Genomic DNA, 18,323 nt, shown 5'->3' with positions numbered 1-18,323 from the left:
GTGTGGATTAAGAATCCTTCACTTGCTCTTCACTCTGCAGGGGCGGGATCATCGCACCATGACCGCTTCCGTGGACGGCGAGCCGTCCTGATGTCCACGTTCATCACGATCATCGGCACCGCGGGCGCCGTCGTCCTCCTGCTCGCGTACGCGATGGTGTCGTCCGGCAGGATGTCCGGGGACGGCCTGCCCTACCAGCTGCTCAACTTCGGCGGGGCGGTCACCTTGATGGTCAACAGCGCGTACCACTCCGCCTGGCCCTCGGCGATCCTCAACCTGGTGTGGAGCGGCATCGGCGTGTGGACGCTGGGCCGCTTCGTCGCCCGCCGCGCGGCGGCACGCCGATCCACGGGCACGGCCGCGATCGGCTGAACGCCGGTCACGCCTCGCGGGCGGCGCGCGTCCCCGGCCCGGTCCGGGGAGACAGGACGGATCGGAGCCGGGGAGAAGACGGCGGGAGCGCCGGTCCGAGGAGGGGTCAGGGGATCAGTCGTCCCAGTCCTTGTCCTGCTCGCTCCAGCGCCGGTTGCGCTCGGCCGCCGTCTGCAGGGCCTGGGCGGCGGCGTCGCGGGAGTCGTAGGGGCCGAGCCGGTCCTTGTTCGGGCAGCCCTTCTCGGGCTCGACGGTCATGTGCTTCAGGCAGAACCACCATTGATCGCTCACGACCTTAATCGTGCCCCCTTGACGCGCAACTAGACTTGGCCGCATGACCACGCTGCTCCGCCCCGGGCGGATCTCGCCCACCCGTAAGGTTCCCGCCCACATCCCCCGCCCCGAGTACGTGGGGAAGGCCGAGCCCAAGAAGGGCGACAGCGACGTCAAAACCCCCGAGACCATCGAGAAGATGCGGATCGCGGGCCGGATCGCCGCGCAGGCGCTGGAGGAGGTCGGCAAGCACGTCGCCCCCGGCGTGACGACCGACGAGCTCGACCGGATCGGCCACGAGTTCCTCTGCGACCACGACGCCTACCCCTCGACGCTCGGCTACCGCGGCTACCCGAAGTCGCTGTGCACGTCGATCAACGAGGTGATCTGCCACGGGATCCCGGACGACACCGTGCTGCGCGACGGTGACATCGTCAACGTGGACATCACCGCCTTCATCGGCGGCGTGCACGGCGACACCGACGCCACCTTCCTGGTCGGGGAGGTCGACGAGGAGTCCCGCCTGCTGGTCGAGCGGACCCGCGAGGCGATGATGCGGGCGATCAAAGCGGTCGCGCCGGGCCGCCAGCTCAACATCGTCGGCCGGGTCATCGAGGCGTACGCCAAGCGCTTCGGCTACGGCGTCGTCCGCGACTTCACCGGCCACGGCATCGGGGCCTCGTTCCACTCCGGGCTCATCGTCCCCCACTACGACGATCCCTCGCTGTCGGTCACCCTGGTGCCGGGGATGACGTTCACCATCGAGCCCATGCTCACGCTCGGCACGATCGACTACGACATCTGGCCGGACAAGTGGACCGCGGTGACCAAGGACCGCAAGCGGACCGCGCAGTTCGAGCACACCATCGTGGTGACCGAGACGGGGCACGAGATCCTGACCCTGCCGTAGCCGGGCCGAAGACGGCGCGGCGGCGTCTCGCCGGTTCCGGCGTGGCGCCATGCGCTCATCCGGCACCGATCCCGCCGGCAGAGCCGGCCGCGCCTACTCCGCGGCCGTGTCCCGCTTGTTCAGCTTCGCCAGATAGTCGTTGTAGGCGTCCAGCTCCGCGTCCCCGGTGCCGCCGGACTTGGCCGCGGCGGCGTCGGCGCGGCGGTCGGTCCGGCGCGCGACGCGCTCGTCGTCGCGCCACCACTGGAAGCCGAGCGCGAGCAGCACGATCAGCGTGGGGATCTCCCCGAACGCCCAGGCGATCGCGCCGCCGGACTGCTGGTCGGCCAGCGAGGAGGCGCCCCAGGTGCGCCCGAGCTGTTCGTAGTAGGACGACGCGAGCACCGTGCCCATGCTCATCAGGGCGATCCCGAAGAACGCGTGGAACGGCATGGTCACCATGAGCAGCAGCAGCCGCCCGTAGTGGGGCAGCTTGTGCGGCGCGGGGTCCACCCCGATGATCACCCAGAAGAACAGGGAGCCGCTGAGCAGGAAGTGCACGGTCATCGCGATGTGACCGAGGTGTTCCTCCATAGCGGCGGCGAACAGCGGGGTGAAGTACAGGGCGAACGTCGACACCACGAAGATCGCCGTCGCGATCGCGGGATGGCTGACGAACTTCACGACCCTGCTGTGCAGGATCACCGTGATCCACTCGCGTGGTCCCCGGTCGCCCCGGCGGACGGCGGGCTTGAGCGCTCGCAGCGCCAGCGTCACCGGCGCGCCGAGCACCAGGAAGATCGGGACCAGCATGGACAGGACCATGTGCTCGGTCATGTGCACGCTGAACAGCACCGGCGCGTAGCGCGCCACACCGGTCTGCGTGCTGAGCACGAGGATGACCACGCCGAGATACCAGCTGACCGTGCGGCCCACGGGCCACCGGTCGCCCCGGCGGGTCAGCCGGACGAGCCCCGCGCCGTACAGACCGGCCATGACGGCGGCGAGTACGGCGAAGAACAGGTCGAACCACCACAGCGTCACCAGGTTGCCGAGCGAGATCGGCGGCGGGACGAGGTAGCCGAGCAGCTCGAACGCACGGTCGACCGGGGTGTCGACGGGCGGCGGGGCGGTCCGGGACAGCGCCACGGCGAGGCCGATCGTCGCCCCCATCAGCACGACCTCGCCGAGGGCGAGGCGGAGGAAGGCGTGCGGCTCCCCCGCCGACAGCCGCGGCAGCGTACGGCCGCGGTGGCGCCAGCCGAAGAACCCGAGCACGGCGAACGCGACGATCTTGGCCAGCAGGAGCAGGCCGTAGTTCGAGGTGAACAGCTCGCCGACCGAGGTGAGGCGCGAGGCGGCGGCGGCGAGGCCGGAGACGCCGACCCCGGCGAAGCACCACAGAGCCATGCGGGAGAAGCGCGCGGCGGCGACGTCCAGGAGGGGCTGCCCGCGCAGCGCGTGGATGCAGATCACCCCGAGGCCGCCCACCCACAGCGCCAGGAAGAGCAGGTGCATGGCCACCGAAGTGGTGGCCAGCCCGTGGTTGGGCGAGGAGGAGGAGTGCCCGGTGAGCGCGGGCGGCAGGAGCGTCGCGAGCGCGAAGACCAGCAGCCCGGCGGCGGTGCCGGCGGTGATCGCACCACGGGCGAACAACGCGATGGCGACGGCGAACAGCACGACCAGGGTCAGCGCGATGCCCTGCGGCACCTGGCTGGCGTAGCTGGTGAGCTCGTTGCCGGCGAGGACCTCCCCCACCGGCATGCCGAGCGTCTCCGACAGGCTGAAGACCAGCGCCACCGCGGCGGCGACGGCCCAGGCCAGCGCGGACCACGACGCGCCCTTGACGTAGCTCTGCGCGGTCTTGCCGAGCAGGCCCTTGTCGCCGGGCAGGAACGCCGCGGCCGCGGCCAGCAGCCCGACGGTCAGGACGCCGGAGACGTCCATCGCGAGCTTCGACAGCGGCAGCATCCAGCGGGTGAGGGTGCCCTCGTCGGGCAGGCCGGGAATGATCCGCGGCGTCGCGGCGCCGCCGAGCACCATGGCGATCACGAGTGCGCCGACGGCCGCGCAGAGCGCGGCGGCGGTCAGGCGCACCGCCCTGCTCACGGCTTCTTCCGCAGGCTCAGGAACATCCCTATGCCGACTCCGGCGATCCCGAAGATCACCGCCCAGATCCAGCCGGGCACACCCGTCCGCCCGGCGCTCCCGGCCTCGGTGGCCTGCGCCGTCGCGGCCGAGGAGGGCGCCGCCGCGGAGGCGGTCTCCCCGGGAGCGGCGGCCGAGGTCGCCGTGCCGAGCGACTGGTCGCCGATCACGGTGAACGGGATCTCGCCCTCCAGCGGGTGGCCGTCGGGCGAGACCACCCGCCAGGCGATCGTGTAGCGGCCGGGGGGCACGGGCTCGGTCACCGCCTGGGTGACCTTGGGCCCCTCCACGGCCGGCGAGCCGTTCTCGTAGCGCTTGCCGTCCTCGCCGCGGACGACCACGACCGGGAACTGAACGGAGTCCGCGAATTCGAGCGTGACCTTCTGCAAGGTCTTGACCTGGGCGTTCTTCTGCGGGTCGCTACTCTTGAGCGAGGTGTGCGCCTGGGCCGGCAGGACCGGCGCGGCACACAGCAGGAGAGCCGTCAGGAACGCGGCGAAGGCGGCGAGGAAGGGTCTCTTCATGACACCCCCAGGCTACCGACGCGGGGCTTCGGTCCGTACCCCAGACCACCGGTACAGCACGATCACGGACTGAGGGGAACCCCGGCGGCCGTGGGGCTCGGGAGAACAGGGTCATCCCCGAGCCCGCGGGGAGGCGGCCCGGCGGCGCCTCCCCCGGCTCCGGTACGAGCGGGCGCGATCGCGCCTACAGCCCGGCGCAGGCGAGGGCGCGCTGATAGGCCGCCACGCTCTGCGCGTCGTCGCCGATGCGCCGCCGCATCTCCGCCACGTTCATCCATTCCTCGGCGGCCTTCAGAGTCCGCGGCGCGTCCTCCAGCCAGCCGGTGACCAGATCGAGCGCCGCGGCGGCGTCTCCGTCCTGGTGGAGCAGGAAGTATGCCTGGCCGAGCAGGAGGTTGGCGCCGGCCAGCAGGCCGCTCTTGGTGTGCTGAACGTGCGACAGCGCGTCCCTGAGGTGGTCGACGGCCGTGTCCGGGCGGTCGAGGACGATCTCCGCCCAGGCGAGGACGCAGGCGGTCCGCGCCCGGTCGAAGGCGCTGGTGGCGGAGGCCTCGTGCTCGCGCTGTGCCCGCAGGAGCAGCTCCCGTGCCCGCTCCGCCTCCTCGGGACGCACCCGCAGCATCATGGAGGCGTAGGCCTGACGCAGCCGCGCGAGGTTGCGGGGTTCGCCGTTCTCGGACTGGAAGGCGAGCGCTCGTTCGAGGAGCGTCATGCCCTCCTCGCCCCTGCCGGTCTTCTCCAGCACCTGCGCCGCGTTCCAGGACGACGCCACCGTCGCCCGGGACGTGCCGAGGGTCTCGGCGGCCGCCAGCAGTTCGTTCGCGAAGTGGCCCGCCCGCAGCATGTCCCCGCGCACCATGTACGCCAGCAGGAGGGTGGCGCCGAGCTCGACCAGTTCGTCGGTCCAGCCGCTGCGCGCGAAGGCGGCGAGCGTCTGCTCACCCACGTGCACGGCGGCGGAGAAGTCACCCCGCTCACGGTGGCACCTGCACAGCGCCAGCGCCACGGCGATCTTGCGCTCCTGCGGCATCGCCTCCGCCTCGGAGCCGTTGAGCTCGTTGAGGACCGAGATCGCCTCGCCGAGCTCGCCGCACGCCTCCAGGGCCAGGGCGAACCCGTAGCGGGCCTCCACCCGGAGCGCGGTGAGACCCAGCAGGTTGTTGTCCGCGAGCAGTTCGGCGTACCTGCGGCGGGCCTCGGCGACCTCGCCGTTCTCGAGCGCCATCCGCGCGAAGCTGAGACCGACCTCCAGGTCTTCCATCTGCTCGGCCGTCACGCCGTTGACGAGGTAGGTGAGCGAGCAGTCGAGCTTCTGCGCGAGCAGTTCGAGAACGGCCGGCGTCGGCGTCCTCTTGCCGCTCTCGATGAGTGATACGTAACTGTCGGAAAGTTCAGGATGCGCCAACTGCGCTTGCGAGAGCCCGCGCTGCCGCCGTATCGCCTTGATGCGCTGTCCGACCAGATCTTGCGCGGCCATTGGCAACTCCTGAAATATTGTAGGCCTGGCAGTCCGAGTTGATGGGAGATCCACCGTGCGCCGCCCAACCTCGTATCTACTTACCGCCCTGATTTTGGCCCTTGTGACCGTTGGTGGCAATGCTACGGCCAACAGTGCCGCCCCGTCTCCTCTGCAGCGATACGCGTTCGACAACGGCTGCTGCTGAACCACGTAGCTGCTGCTTAAGCGGGACGGGCCGTCCCCGGCGGACGACCCTGCCGCCGGGGAACCACTGTCCACCCGGCCGCCCGGCGGCGGACGATTGATCAGCGGGGAACCGGGCCGGCGTTCTTGACAGGCTCCGCTCACAGTCCGGGTCAGAATTTCCGACAAGGGCGGCCCCCGAAGTCGAATCCCGTGACGACATCGGCACCTTTCCCGTTTCGGAGGAAATTCGCTCGACGGCTGCGATTTCAAACGTTCGATTCAGGCGGACGCCGGTCAGCAGGAATACGTTGACTTTTATCGGCCACCGTGATTCCCCTGTGCGGCTGCCTTGTGAAAGCCGCGCGAACGAGCGCGGATGGCCGCCAGGACGCGCCCGGATCGCGCAGAGGACGTGATGCCGGGCGCGTGCCCGGCCTCTCCCGCGCCTGCCTTCACGAGAACAGTGGATGCGGCCGCCGGCCCAATCTTCGACGGCCCCCGGCAGGCGGTCCGCGATCCCCGGGAAAGCATCACCGCACGCCGGCCCTCACAGGGCGCCCGCGCGGAGCCCTCCGCCCGCGCTCGTGTCCGCACGACCGGCGGCGTCCGTCCCGCGACCGGCGGGTAGGGGCCAACGACCGGCCGGTCCGGAACAAGGCAGGTCAGCGCCCGGATCCGGGCACGCGGGCGGCACGCGGCTCGGCGACTGCGATCTCCGGCGGTCTCCGGCGGGACGGCGTTCGCCGGCGCCGCCTCCACCATGACATCGGGCCTCCCCGCACCGCCATCCGTAACCCTCAGGACATCCGGGCAGGTCAAAGGATGCGACAGGCGGGCTTACCGACGAGTAGGGAATTCTGGCCCAACTGGAACCGGCGGATTATCCGAAGCGTCTAGACAATATCTAGACGGGGGATGGCATATTTGATGCTCTGCCGGAACGGGCCCGACGGCGTGCCCGATGACCGGCGAACACGGGGATGACATCGCGAAGCCGCAGTTTTGGGGGAACCGCGAGGGTGTAGTGCCGACGAGTGCGGCGGCGACTCATGGCGTGTACCGGGCGCGACAGTGGCATTTCACCCGATCGCGGTGATCCACAGATTGCATCTACGCCGTTACCAGGTGGAGTTCAGACGTATGGATAGCGCGAATGAGCGTAAAACGTCCGTGTACTCACCCTGCCGCCTGCGGATGCTCGGGCCCCTGGCCGCGTGGCGCGACGGACGGGGCGTCGACCTCGGGCCTCCGCTGCAGCGCGCGGCCCTGTGCGTGCTCGCCGCGCAGATCGGACAGGTCGTGACCAAGGAGGCCCTCATCGGAGGGCTCTGGGGGGAGCGCCCGCCGAACACCGCCGAACAGGGCGTTTACACCTATGTCGCCGGGCTGCGGCGGGCCCTGGAGCCGAAGGGGGGCCATCGGGGTTCCCACTCGGTCCTGCTGTCCCGGTCGGGCGGCTACGTCCTGGCCCGCGGACCGGTCGAGGTGGACGTCGAGGAGTTCGAACGCTGTCTGGCCGAGGCCCGCCGGCTGGACGGCGACGGCGACCCGCGTGACCGCCTCCGCGCGCTGGACGCCGCCGTAAGGTCCTGGTCGGGCCCCGCCCTGTGCGGCGTCCCGGGTCCGTTCGCCGAGGCGGAGCGGGCCCGCCTCGAGGGGTTGCGCCTGTCGGCGCGGGAGGATCGGGCCGACGCGCTGCTGCGCCTGAACCTGCACCAGGAGGCGGCGGCCGCCCTGACCGAGCTGGTCGGCGAGGCTCCCCTGCGGGAGCGCGCCCGTGATCTGCTCATGCTCGCGCTCTACCGGTGCGGCAGGCAGGCGGACGCCCTGCACACGTACATGGACGTCAAGCGGCTCCTGGCGGAGCGGCTCGGGGTCGATCCCGGCGAGACGCTGCGGGAACGGTACGAGCTGATCCTGCGGGCCGACCCCTCGCTCAGGCAGGCGGGTCCCTCGCCCGCACCGGCCGGAGAGAGGACGGCCGGTCCCGATGCCCGGTCCCCCCGCCCTCCGCGCCAGTTGCCCCGCGCGGTGAACTGCTTCGTCGGCCGGGCCGAGGAGATGGTCCGCCTGCGATCGCTGCTCGCCCCCTGGGACGGCGCGCATCCGCAGGCGGTGGTCGCCATCACCGGCGCCCCGGGGGCGGGAAAGTCCGCCCTGGCGGTCCATGCCGCCCACGCCGCCGTCGACGCGTTCCCGGACGGCCAGCTCTATGTGAATCTCCTGGGGGCGACTCCGGGCGTGGAGCGGCTCAAGCCGATCGACGTGCTCGGCAGGCTCCTGCGCGCCCTGGGACTGCCCGGCGAGGCCGTACCCGCCGATGTGGACGAGGCCGCCGCCGTGCTGCGCGACCGGTTGGAGGGCCGCAGGACCCTCATCCTGCTCGACGACGCGGCGGGGCCCGAGCAGGTACGCGCTCTCCTGGGGCTGCCGGTCGGCACCAGCGTGCTGATCACGAGCCGGGAGTCGTTCGCGGTGACCGACGACTGCGTCCAGCTCGTCCTCGGCGGCATGCTGCGGTCGGAGGCCGTCACCGTACTCGCGAGGCTCGTGGGGGCCGAGCGGATCGCGGCCGACCCGGCGGCGGGCCGGCTGGCCGACCTGTGCTGCGGGCTGCCGCTGGCTCTCCGCCTGGCCGCCGCACGGCTCGTGGACCGGCCGCAGTGGACGCCCACGGAGCTGGTCGACCGGCTCGAGGACCGGCGGCGGACACTGCACGAACTGGAGGCGGGCCAGACCGCCGTGCGTTCCAGCCTCGAACTCAGCTACGAGAGCCTCGTCCGGGGCGATGCCGTCCTCGACCGGCCGGCGGCCCGGGTCCTGTGCCACCTCGGCCTTCTCCCCGTGGCGAACGTGACGGCCGACGTCGTGGCCGCGCTGGTGGACGAACCCGCCGACGCCGCGGAGCGCGCGCTCGACCGCCTCGTGCGCGCGCATCTGCTGGAGGCCGCCGGCACCGGCCGGTTCCGCATGCACGACCTCGTACGTCTCTACACGATCGAGCTGGCGGACGCCCGCCTCGCGCCCGAGGCCCGCAAGGACGCCCTCATGCGAGCGCTCGGGTTCTACGGCACGACGGCACGGCGGGCCAGCTCCGTGCTGGACCCGCACCGTGTGCAGCTCCCCTGGCCCGACGTGCCGCAGCGCCCTCTCGCGCTCACCTCTCCCGCCGAGGCCAGGAACTGGCTGGAGGACGAGCTGGCGAACGTGGTGGCGGCCGCGTCGCAGGCGCTGGTGAGCGAGGACGAAGAGATCGCGCGCATGGGAGTCCACGTCGGGTTCGCCCTGTACTGGCAGCTGTCGAGGGGCGCGCACCGCCGCGAGCATCTCCACCTGAGCAGGCAGGCGCTGGCCGTGGCCGAGCGGACCGGCGACCAGGAGATGATGTCCCTGGCGCACGGTCAGCTCTCCTTCGCCCTGGTGCAGCACGACCGGCCCACCGAGGCCATGCCGCACCAGCGGGCCGAGCTGGAGCTGAGACGCGTGCTGGGGGACCGGTTCGGCGAGATGCGCGCGCTGGGCAACCTGGCCGTCACTCACGCGCAGCTCAAGCAGTTCGCCGAGGCGCGCGAGTGCACCGACAGGCAGCGGGCGATCGCCAGGGAGATCGGTTCCGACGTCGGCGAACGTCATTCGCTCCTGACCGGCGGAGAGGCCTGCTACTACCTGGGCGACGTGACCGAGGCGCTGAGACTGCTCGAAGAGGCTCTCGCCCTCGCCCATGCCGCACGAGACCGTTACCACGAGGCCGCGGCTCTGATGGTGCTCTCCAGGCTGTATCTGGACTGCGGTGACCCGCTCAGCGCGAAGACCGGTTTGGAGCGCGGCGTGCGATGCGCGCTCGAGATCGGCCACCGGTTCTACGAGTGCCGGTTCCTCACCCTGCTCGCCAGAGCCCACCGCCTCCTCGGCGAGCCGGAGCAGGCCCTGGCCTGCGCCCGCAGGGCCCTGCCGGTCGCGCAGGCGTCCGGCAACGAGGGTCTCCGTCGCGAGGCGGAGGCCGAACTGCGGGCGATCCGCGCGGCCTTCCCCGGCTCGGGCTCCACCCGGCCCCTTCCGGTCGACCTCACGTTGATCCGCTGACGCCACCCCGCGAAAGGAGGGACGCCCATGGCGATCGAAGGGTTCGGTGCGCGGCAGGCCGGTCTCCGCCTCCGGATCCTCGGACCGGTGACCGCGTCGCTGGAGGACCGGCAGGTGAGCCTGGGACCGCCGCTGCAGCGGGCCGCCCTGTGCGCGCTCGCCGCCAGGGCCGGGCGGATCGTCCCGAAGGAGCAGCTCATCGACGACCTGTGGGGTGGCGCCGCTCCGAAGACGGCCCAGCAGAGCGTCTACACCTACGTGGCCGGGCTGAGACGGCTACTCGAACCGGATGAAGGCAGGCGTGGGCCGTTCAGGCTGCTCACGCAGTCCGCGAGCGGCTACAGCCTGGCACGGGACGCGTGCCGGACCGACGCCGAGGAGTTCGAGCAGCGCCTCGCGGAGGCTCGCCGCTACCAGGCCAAGGAGGACCTCGGCGCCTGGCTGCGCGAACTGGAGGCCGCGCTGGGACTGTGGGCGGGCACCGCTCTCGGCGGCCTTCCCGGCCCCTTCTGCGAGGCAGAGCGGGCCCGGCTGGAGGGCATGCGCCTGACGGCGCGGGAGGACCAGGCCGACGCGCTGCTGCGGCTGGGCCGGTGCCAGGAGTCGCTCGACGCGCTCGTCGGGCTGACCGCGCAGGCCCCGCTGCGGGAGCGGGCCCGGGAGCTGCAGATGCTCGCGCTCTACCGCTGCGGACGGCAGGCAGAGGCGCTGGAGGTCTTCCACGACGCCAGGCGTCTGCTCGCCGAACGCCTCGGCGTCGATCCGGGCGAGTCCCTGCGGCGGGCGTACGAGCTCATGCTGCGCGCGGACCCCTCTCTCGGGGCGTCGCCGTGCCCTGCGCCTGCCGCCGCTCCCCCGGAGGTCGTCCGGCCGCGTCAGCTCCCGCGCGAGCCGCAGGTCTTCGTGGGGCGGACGGACACGGTGGTGCGCCTGCGCGCGCTTCTCGCGCCCTGGGACGGGAGCGATCCGCAGGCGGTGGTGGCCGTCACCGGCACCGCGGGAGCGGGCAAGTCGACCCTCGCCGTACGCGCCGCCCACACGGTGAGCGACCACTATCCGGACGGCCAGCTGTACCTGAACCTGCTCGGGGCGACGCCGGGAGTCGGGCGGCTCAATCCCCTCGACCTGCTCGGGAGGCTGCTGCGGAGTCTCGGCGTGCACCCGGAGGCGGTCCCGTCCGATGCGGACGAGGCCGCGACCATGCTCAGGGACCGCCTGGTGGGCCGGCACACGCTGATCGTGCTGGACGACGCGTCCGGCCCGGAACAGGTCCGCCCTCTGCTGGGCCTGCCGGCCGGGAACGCCCTGCTCGTCACGAGCCGGGAGTCGTTCGCCGTGGCCGACGACTGTGCGCAGCTCGTCCTCGGCAGGATGCAGAGGTCGGAGTCGGTCGCCATGCTGGCGAAACTGATCGGCGCCGAGCGGGTCGCCGCCGACCCGGCCGCCGCCGCCGAGCTCGTGGACCTGTGCGGCGGGCTGCCCCTCGCCCTCCGCCTCGCGGCGGCGCGCCTGTCGGAGAGCCGCTACACGCCTGTGTCCGACCTCATCTCGCGCCTGCGGGACGAACGGCGGACGCTGCACGAGCTGGAGTCGGGCGACCTCGCCGTGCGCGCCAGCCTCCAGCTCAGTCACGATGTGCTGGCGCAGAGCGGGCACGAGCTCGACCGGCTGGCGGCCGCGGCCCTGTGCCATCTGGGCGTCCTGCGCACGCCGGACGCCACGCCCGAGGTCGTGGCGGCCCTTCTCGACATGCCGCGGGACGCGGCGGAGCGAGCCGTGGCCCGCCTGGTGCGGGCGAATCTGGCCGAACCCGGTGAGCAGGGCCGGTTCCGCCTCCATGACCTGGTGCGGCTCTTCGCGATGGAACTGGCCGAGCGGCACCTGAGCGAGCGTGACCGCGACGACGCGCTCGACCGCGTGCTCGGCCTGTACGGCACGACCGCGCGCCTGACGATGAAACTGATCGACCCGCATCGGGTGCATCCCCCGCACGAGTTCGCCGAGCGTGAGCCGTTCGCTCTGACCGACGGCGCGGACGCGTCCGCGTGGCTGGAGCGTGAACGCCCCAACGTCCTCGCCTTGGCGGCCCAGGCGACGGTGTCGCGCAATCCCTCCCTCGCGCGCTCCGGCGCCCATCTCGGCTTCTCCTGTCAATGGCCCTTCACCTTCATCGGACACCGCAACGACATCCTGCCCCTCGGCCGTCAGGCACTCGAAGTGGGTGAGCGCCTCGCGGACCCGGAGATCTCGGCCCTCGCGCACGGATACATCGCCATGGGGCTGGGCCCGGCGGGACGCAACGAGGAAGCGCTCGTCCACCAGCGTGCCGAGGTGGAACTCCGCCGCACCGCCGGGGATTCCTTCGCGCGCATGAGGGCCCTGGGCAACCTCTGCGTGGTGCTCAACGCACTGCACCGGTACGAAGAGGCCCTGGCGTCGGCACGGGAGCAGCTTCGCATCGCCAGGAAGATCGGGGCCGCGGTGGGCGAACGGCATGCTCTCACGGGCATCGGCGCGGCGCAGCTCGGTCTCGGCCATGTGGCGGAGGCCAGGGCGACGTGGCGCGAGCTCGGTGGGCTCGCGAAACAGGCGGGGGACCACATGCACACGGGAGAGGCGCTGCTCGGCCTGGCCGAGGTGCACGAGAAGCAGAACGACCCCTGGTCCGCGGCGATCGTCTATCGGAAGGCTCTCACGCTGAGCAGGCAGAAACATTACCGCGTCATGGAGCTGCGGTGCCTGGCCCCCTTGGGGCGCGCCGAGCGGCTCAAAGGCGCCTTCGACAAGGCCCGCGAGTACCTGATGGAGGCCCTCGCCGTGGCGGAGAAGTACGGCGCCGCCTACACGATGGGCTTCGCGCGCGAGGAGCTGGCCCTGCTCGACGGCGACCACGCCGCAGCGGACAGCTGACCGCTGCGGACGGCGTGCCGGGGCGGGAGTGGCTAGCCGGCGCGGAGGGCGAGGAACAGGTCCACGCGGTCGGCCATGGACGACAGGTCCTTGCCGGTCAGCTCCTCGACCCGCCTGATCCGGTAGCGCACCGTGTTGACGTGCACGTGCAGCTGTTCGGCGCAGGCGTTCCACGACCCGGTGCAGTCGAGGAAGGCGCCGAGCGTGCGCACCAGCTCGGCGCCGTGCCGCCGGTCGTAGTCGAACAGCGGTCCCAGCAGCCGCCGGGCGAACGAGGAGCGCACGTCGCCCGGCACGGTCGCCAGCAGCAGCGCGTGCGTGTAGATCTCGTCGCCGGTGACCACTCCCCCGCCGCGCGCCTCGGCCATCCGCCGGGCGTGGCCCGCCTCCTCCACCCCGCCCCGGATGGCCTGCGGCCCGGTCAGCGCGCCGCTCACCCCGGCCGCCACCCGGATTCCCGGCAGCCCGCCGGCGAGCACCGCCGTACGGGCGCGCAGCAGCGCCGCGAGCGCGTCGCGGTCGCCCCAGGGGGTGTCCTCGCGCAGCGGGACCAGCGCCACCGACGCGTCGGCGCCCGCGGCGGCCACCACCCGGCGGTCCAGCAGCTCCTCCGTCACCTGCCCGCCCAGCAGGGCGGGGTCCGGTCCGTCCGTCGCCCCGCGCCTGCTCGCCGTGACGGTCACCACGGCGTACGGCTCGGCCGGGTCGATGCCGCAGGTCCGCAGCCGGGCCGACAGCTCGGCGAGGTCGCCGCCCGCGCAGGCCAGCGCGATGAGCTGCTCGGCCAGCCGGCGCTCCACCCGGCGGCCCTCCTCCGCCCGGGTCCGCTCCATGGCGACGCACGCCGCCAGCTCGTAGCCGATCTCCACGTCGATCTCGCCCCGGCAGACCAGGGCCCAGCCGGCGGCCCGGTGCGAGCGGCCCACGGCGAACACCGTGAACGGCCCGCCGCGGTCCACGACGACGGGCAGGCGGACGGCGGCGAGGTAGTCGCGCGCCAGCCGTACGGCCCGCTCCTCGGGCACAGCGCCCGCGACGACCGTGCCGCAGGCGGAGACGACGGCGGCCGTGACGCCGAGCTCGGCCTCGACCAGGGCGAACAGCTCGCCGAGCCCGGCCCCTTCGGCCACGGCCGCGACGATCCTGCGGTGCCGCCCGAGCGCGCCCCGCAGGTCGCCCGCCTGGGCGGCGGCGACGCGCCTGCCGACGAGCTCGGTGACCGCCCCGAACGACACCTCGACGGGCACCTCGAACAGCGGCAGCCCGTGCGCGCGGCATGCGTCCACCAGGTCGTCCGGCACCATGCCGAGCCGCGCGTCACCGGCGCCGAGCGCGGCCACGCCGGCCTCGGCCAGGGCGGCCACGAACCGGGCGGAGTCCGCGGGCGACTGGCGCCACATCAGGCCGGTCAGCACCAGTTCGCCGCCCGACAGGTACCGCCGGGGATCGGGCAGGTCGGTGATGAGCACGCGCTTGATCTCGCGGTCCAGCCGCTCGTCGCCCGTGAGCAGGACGAGCCGCAGTTCCGGGGCGGCGAGCAGATCTTGCAAGAGCACGACAGAAGCGTATTTGGAGATATGTACAAGCATCGACCCCGGCCGTCGCCGGGTTTCATGGCCGCGCCGATAGGCCACGCCCGTGCCCGGTTGCTGTACTACGACGGTGGAGCGGCGCACGACGACTGAGACGGCGGCGGGGAGCGGGCGACTTTTGGGCCTCGGCGAGAGCGTGCCGCGCCCCGACGGGACGCTGAAGGTGACCGGGGAGTTCGCCTACTCCTCGGACCTGTGGCTGGAGGGCATGCTCTGGGGCGCCACGCTGCGCAGCCCGCACCCGTCCGCGTGGATCCGCTCGATCGACGCCGGCCCCGCCCTCGCGATGCCCGGCGTCTTCGCCGTGCTGACCCACGAGGACGTGCCCGGCGAGAAGTTCTACGGGCTGGACGTCCGCGACCAGCCGGTGCTCGCCGTCGACCAGGTCCGCTACCAGGGCGAGCCCGTGGCGATCGTGGCCGCCGACCATCCGGAGACCGCCCGCCGCGCCGCCGCCGCGATCGTCGTGGACTACGAGGAGCGCGAAGCGGTGACCGATCCGCGCCGGGCCGCCTTCGACCCCTCCTGCCCCGCCGTCCATCCGGGGGGAAACCTCGTACGGCACCAGCCGGTCAGGGTGGGGAGCGCCTTCGAGGCCGAGGTGGTCGTCACCGGCGAGTACGAGGTCGGCATGCAGGACCAGGCGTTCCTCGGGCCCGAGTCGGGCCTCGCCGTGCCCGCCGAGGACGGCGGAGTGGACCTGTTCGTCGCCACCCAGTGGCTGCACGTCGACCAGGACCAGGTGGCGCCGTGCCTGGGCCTGCCGAAGGACAGGGTGCGGCTGACCCTCGCCGGGGTCGGCGGCGCGTTCGGCGCCAGGGAGGACCTGTCGATGCAGGTCCACGCCTCGATGCTGGCGCTGCGGACGGGCCGTCCGGTCAAGATGGTGTACGGCCGCGAGGAGTCGTTCTTCGGCCACGTCCACCGGCATCCCGCCCGGATGCGCTACGAGCACGGCGCGACGGCCGACGGCCGGCTCGTCTACGTGAAGGCCGAGATCCTGCTCGACGGCGGCGCCTACTGCTCGTCCACCCCCGCCGTGGTCGGCAACGCCGCCTCGCTCGGCGTCGGGCCGTACGAGGTGGGCAACGTGTGGATCGACGCCTACGGCGTCTACACGAACAACCCGCCCTGCGGGGCGATGCGCGGGTTCGGGGCGGTCCAGGCCTGCTTCGCCTACGAGTCCCAGATGGACCGCCTGGCCGCGGCCTGCGGGCTGTCTCCGGTCGAGATCCGCGTCCGCAACGCGGTGTCGCAGGGGTCGCGCCTGGCCACCGGGCAGGTGATCGACACCCCCGCGCCGCTGGCGGACATGCTCGCGAAACTGGCGGCGATGCCGCTGCCCGCGGACCCGCACGGCGAGCCCGACCTGCGCCACCTGCCGGGCGGCGTGGCGCAGACGACGCACGGCGAGGGCGTGCGGCGCGGCGTGGGCTACGGCGTCGGCATCAAGAACATCTGCTTCTCCGAGGGCTTCGACGACTACTCGACGGCACGGGTGCGCGTCGAGCTCGCCGGGGACGAGCCGCACGTGCTCGTCCACACCGCCGCCGCCGAGGTGGGCCAGGGGCTCGTCACCGTCCAGGCCCAGATCGCGCATATGGAGCTCGGGATCGGCAGGGTCACGGTCGCCCCGGCCGACACCGCGGTCGGCTCCGCCGGGTCCTCCTCGGCGTCCCGCCAGTCGTACGTCACCGGCGGGGCGGTCAAGACGGCGTGCGAGGCGGTGCGGGCGCGGCTCGACGCGCTGCGGGCGGCCCATCCGGACCTGTCCCTGGAGGAGGTGCTCGAGCGGTTCGGGCCGGTCGAGGAGACACGGGAGTACCGCCACCGGCCCACGTTCCCGATGGACCCCGTCACGGGCCAGGGCGACTCCCACACGCAGCTCGCGTTGTGCGTGCACCGGGCGGTGGTCGACGTCGACGCCGATTTGGGCCTGGTGAAGGTCGTCGAGCTGGCCGCCGTGCAGGACGTCGGGAAGATCCTCAACCCCCTGGCCCTGGAGGGGCAGATCCACGGCGGCTCCGCGCAGGGCCTGGGCCTGGCGTTGATGGAGGAGGTCCAGGTCAGGGACGGCCGGGTGCTCAACCCCTCGTTCACCGACTATCTGATCCCCACCATCCTCGACATGCCGCCGATGCGGCTGTCGGTCCTGGAGAACCCCGACCCCCACGCGCCGTACGGCCTGCGCGGCGCGGGCGAGCCGCCCACGCTCTCGTCGACCCCCGCGGTGGCCGCGGCGGTCAGGGCCGCGACCGGGCTGGATCTCCCCCGGGTCCCGATCCGGCCCGAGGACATCGCGCTCGCGCCCGCTGCCGCGGCCGGCGCTCAGTCGGCGACGTAGCCGATGGAGGTCACCTCGTAGCCGCGGCTCTTCGAGCCGCGTACGTGCATGAACATGGCGCCGCCCTCGTAGGAGTAGGCGCAGCTGTAGCCCTTGGGCTCCGAGTTGCAGCCCTGGAAGAAGTACTTGACGCCCTTCGGGTCGTGCCTGGTCCGGAAGAGCGTCCTGACGGCCGTGGTCGAGGCGATCTCCAGGCCCCGGTTGCGGTCGTGCTTGCGCCAGGCGTCGAACAGATGCCCGGCGGCGGCGGACGGCTTCGCGAGGTGACGCGACGCGTACACCTTCGTGACCTTCGCGCCGGACACGACCATCAGGAGCCCGTCGAGCCCGCCCGGTACGCGCACGCTGGTGTGGACGAACCGGCAGGAGTCGCCCGAGCAGCCCGCGAACTCGTCCGGGGCACGGTAGGGGTAGGAGAAGAGCGTCGAGACCGCGCCCGCGGCGGCGACCCGGGAGGCCGCGTGGCGGTCCCCGCGCAGCCAGGCGCGGAACAACGTCTTGGCGACCGTCGCCGGTGCGGGCTTGGCCTGCGCGGGGGCCTGTGCGGGGGCCTGAGCGGCGCGCGCGAGCGCCGGGGCCGCGGCGAGCAGGGAGGCGGGGAGCAGGAACGCGGCGGTCACGGCCGTGGCGGCCGCGCCTCGCAACCAGGGTGCTGACACACGCCGTACGTTAGAGGAATCTCCTTGCACCCGGATTGCCCCCTGCTTGCACGCGGGCTTCACTCCGGCCGATCCCCCCACGGGGGGACAAAGGGTTTGCTGCCGGCAAGTCCGGTTTGCGAATATCCAGCCATGGACCTGCAGATCACCACGCTGGCGGAGCGTCCCGACCTCGAGCCGCAGATGTGGAGCATGCCCGACAGCTGGCCGGTCTTCATGAAGCAGGACCCGGCCTCCGACCTGTTCTATCCGATCGTAGGCGCCCGGTATGCGGAGTTCGCGCTGGTCGCAACGGACCGAGCCGATCCTGGCGTCGTCGTGGCGCGCGCCTTCTCTGCGCCCTTCGTCCTCGAGAGCGACGAGCTGCCCGACGACGGCTGGGACGGCGTGCTCTGGCGCGCCGCCGCGGCACGGCGACGCGGCAGCTCCCCCGACGCGGTCTCGGCACTGGAGATCACGATCAGGCCCGACCTGCAGGGCAAGGGCCTTTCCGCCGTCATGCTCGACGCCCTGCGCGCCCAAGCCGCCCGGCTCGGCTTCAGCGAACTACTCGCCCCCGTGCGTCCCAACGGGAAGCACCTCCAGCCCCGCACCCCGATGGCCGGCTACGCCGCGCTTCGCCGCAAGGACGGCCTGCCGATCGACCCCTGGTTGCGCGTGCACGTACGCGCCGGCGGGGTCATCGACAAGATCGCCACGCGATCCATGGTGGTGGCGGGCACCCTCGAGGAGTGGCGAGGCTGGACCGGCCTTCCGTTCCGCCAGACCGGCGACGTAGAGGTTCCGGGGGCGCTGGTGCCCGTCCACTGCGACGCCGACCACGGCTTCGCGGTGTACGTCGAACCCAACGTCTGGGTGCGCCACTCGCTCCGTTAGCCCCGCCG

At 72.4% G+C, this 18,323-nt stretch carries 12 protein-coding genes; 6 read left to right on the top strand and 6 right to left on the bottom strand.

The window, feature by feature from the left end; all coding sequences use genetic code 11:
* Positions 1–90 precede the first annotated feature (90 nt).
* A complete protein-coding gene (locus tag ACWEQG_RS03070) occupies positions 91–372 on the top strand; it encodes a CBU_0592 family membrane protein (protein WP_452281252.1) in 282 nt (93 codons plus the stop codon).
* Between the two features lie 114 nt (positions 373–486).
* Here ACWEQG_RS03070 and ACWEQG_RS03065 read toward each other — a convergent pair whose 3' ends face one another.
* Positions 487–663 (bottom strand): hypothetical protein, encoded by a 177-nt coding sequence (locus ACWEQG_RS03065; protein ID WP_363471022.1) that lies wholly within the window; start codon positions 661–663, stop codon positions 487–489.
* Positions 664–706: 43 nt separating this feature from the next.
* Between ACWEQG_RS03065 and map the strand changes: the two genes are divergently transcribed.
* On the top strand, positions 707–1,555 hold the full coding sequence (gene map / locus ACWEQG_RS03060; RefSeq protein WP_452281250.1) for a type I methionyl aminopeptidase: 849 nt from the start codon (positions 707–709) through the stop codon (positions 1,553–1,555).
* 93 nt (positions 1,556–1,648) lie between these two features.
* Here the strand turns inward: map and ACWEQG_RS03055 are convergent, their stop codons facing one another.
* The 3 genes from ACWEQG_RS03055 to ACWEQG_RS03045 form a co-directional block, all read right to left on the bottom strand.
* Positions 1,649–3,643, bottom strand: a complete 1,995-nt coding sequence (locus ACWEQG_RS03055) for a cytochrome c oxidase assembly protein (protein WP_452281248.1) — start codon at positions 3,641–3,643, stop codon at positions 1,649–1,651.
* Positions 3,640–4,206, bottom strand: a complete 567-nt coding sequence (locus tag ACWEQG_RS03050; RefSeq protein WP_452281246.1) for a copper resistance CopC family protein — start codon at positions 4,204–4,206, stop codon at positions 3,640–3,642. Before ACWEQG_RS03050 ends, ACWEQG_RS03055 begins: the two co-directional genes overlap by 4 nt.
* Before the next feature lie 184 nt (positions 4,207–4,390).
* Complete coding sequence (locus ACWEQG_RS03045) at positions 4,391–5,683, bottom strand: helix-turn-helix domain-containing protein (RefSeq protein ID WP_452281244.1); 1,293 nt, start codon at positions 5,681–5,683, stop codon at positions 4,391–4,393.
* Between the two features lie 1,338 nt (positions 5,684–7,021).
* Between ACWEQG_RS03045 and ACWEQG_RS03040 the strand changes: the two genes are divergently transcribed.
* The gene (locus tag ACWEQG_RS03040) at positions 7,022–9,934 is read left to right on the top strand and encodes a BTAD domain-containing putative transcriptional regulator (RefSeq protein WP_452281242.1); all 2,913 of its coding nucleotides are present in this window, start codon (positions 7,022–7,024) and stop codon (positions 9,932–9,934) included.
* Positions 9,935–9,961: 27 nt separating this feature from the next.
* Positions 9,962–12,844 (top strand): BTAD domain-containing putative transcriptional regulator, encoded by a 2,883-nt coding sequence (locus tag ACWEQG_RS03035; RefSeq protein ID WP_452281240.1) that lies wholly within the window; start codon positions 9,962–9,964, stop codon positions 12,842–12,844.
* 32 nt (positions 12,845–12,876) lie between these two features.
* Here ACWEQG_RS03035 and ACWEQG_RS03030 read toward each other — a convergent pair whose 3' ends face one another.
* Positions 12,877–14,400, bottom strand: a complete 1,524-nt coding sequence (locus ACWEQG_RS03030; RefSeq protein ID WP_452281238.1) for a PucR family transcriptional regulator — start codon at positions 14,398–14,400, stop codon at positions 12,877–12,879.
* 106 nt (positions 14,401–14,506) lie between these two features.
* On the opposite strand from ACWEQG_RS03030, the gene ACWEQG_RS03025 reads away from it, so the two are divergent.
* Positions 14,507–16,780, top strand: coding sequence for a molybdopterin cofactor-binding domain-containing protein (locus ACWEQG_RS03025; protein ID WP_452281236.1), 2,274 nt, complete (start codon positions 14,507–14,509; stop codon positions 16,778–16,780).
* Here ACWEQG_RS03025 and ACWEQG_RS03020 read toward each other — a convergent pair.
* Complete coding sequence (locus ACWEQG_RS03020; RefSeq protein ID WP_452281234.1) at positions 16,765–17,439, bottom strand: hypothetical protein; 675 nt, start codon at positions 17,437–17,439, stop codon at positions 16,765–16,767. The two genes, ACWEQG_RS03025 and ACWEQG_RS03020, sit on opposite strands and share 16 nt — an antisense overlap.
* Positions 17,440–17,571: 132 nt before the next feature.
* Between ACWEQG_RS03020 and ACWEQG_RS03015 the strand changes: the two genes are divergently transcribed.
* A complete protein-coding gene (locus ACWEQG_RS03015; protein WP_452281232.1) occupies positions 17,572–18,315 on the top strand; it encodes an N-acetyltransferase in 744 nt (247 codons plus the stop codon).
* Positions 18,316–18,323 lie beyond the last annotated feature (8 nt).

The sequence above is a fragment of the Microbispora sp. NPDC004025 genome, from assembly GCF_053604425.1.
The sequence above is the reverse complement of the archived record's forward strand: the minus strand, read 5'-3'. Positions and strand labels throughout refer to the sequence as shown.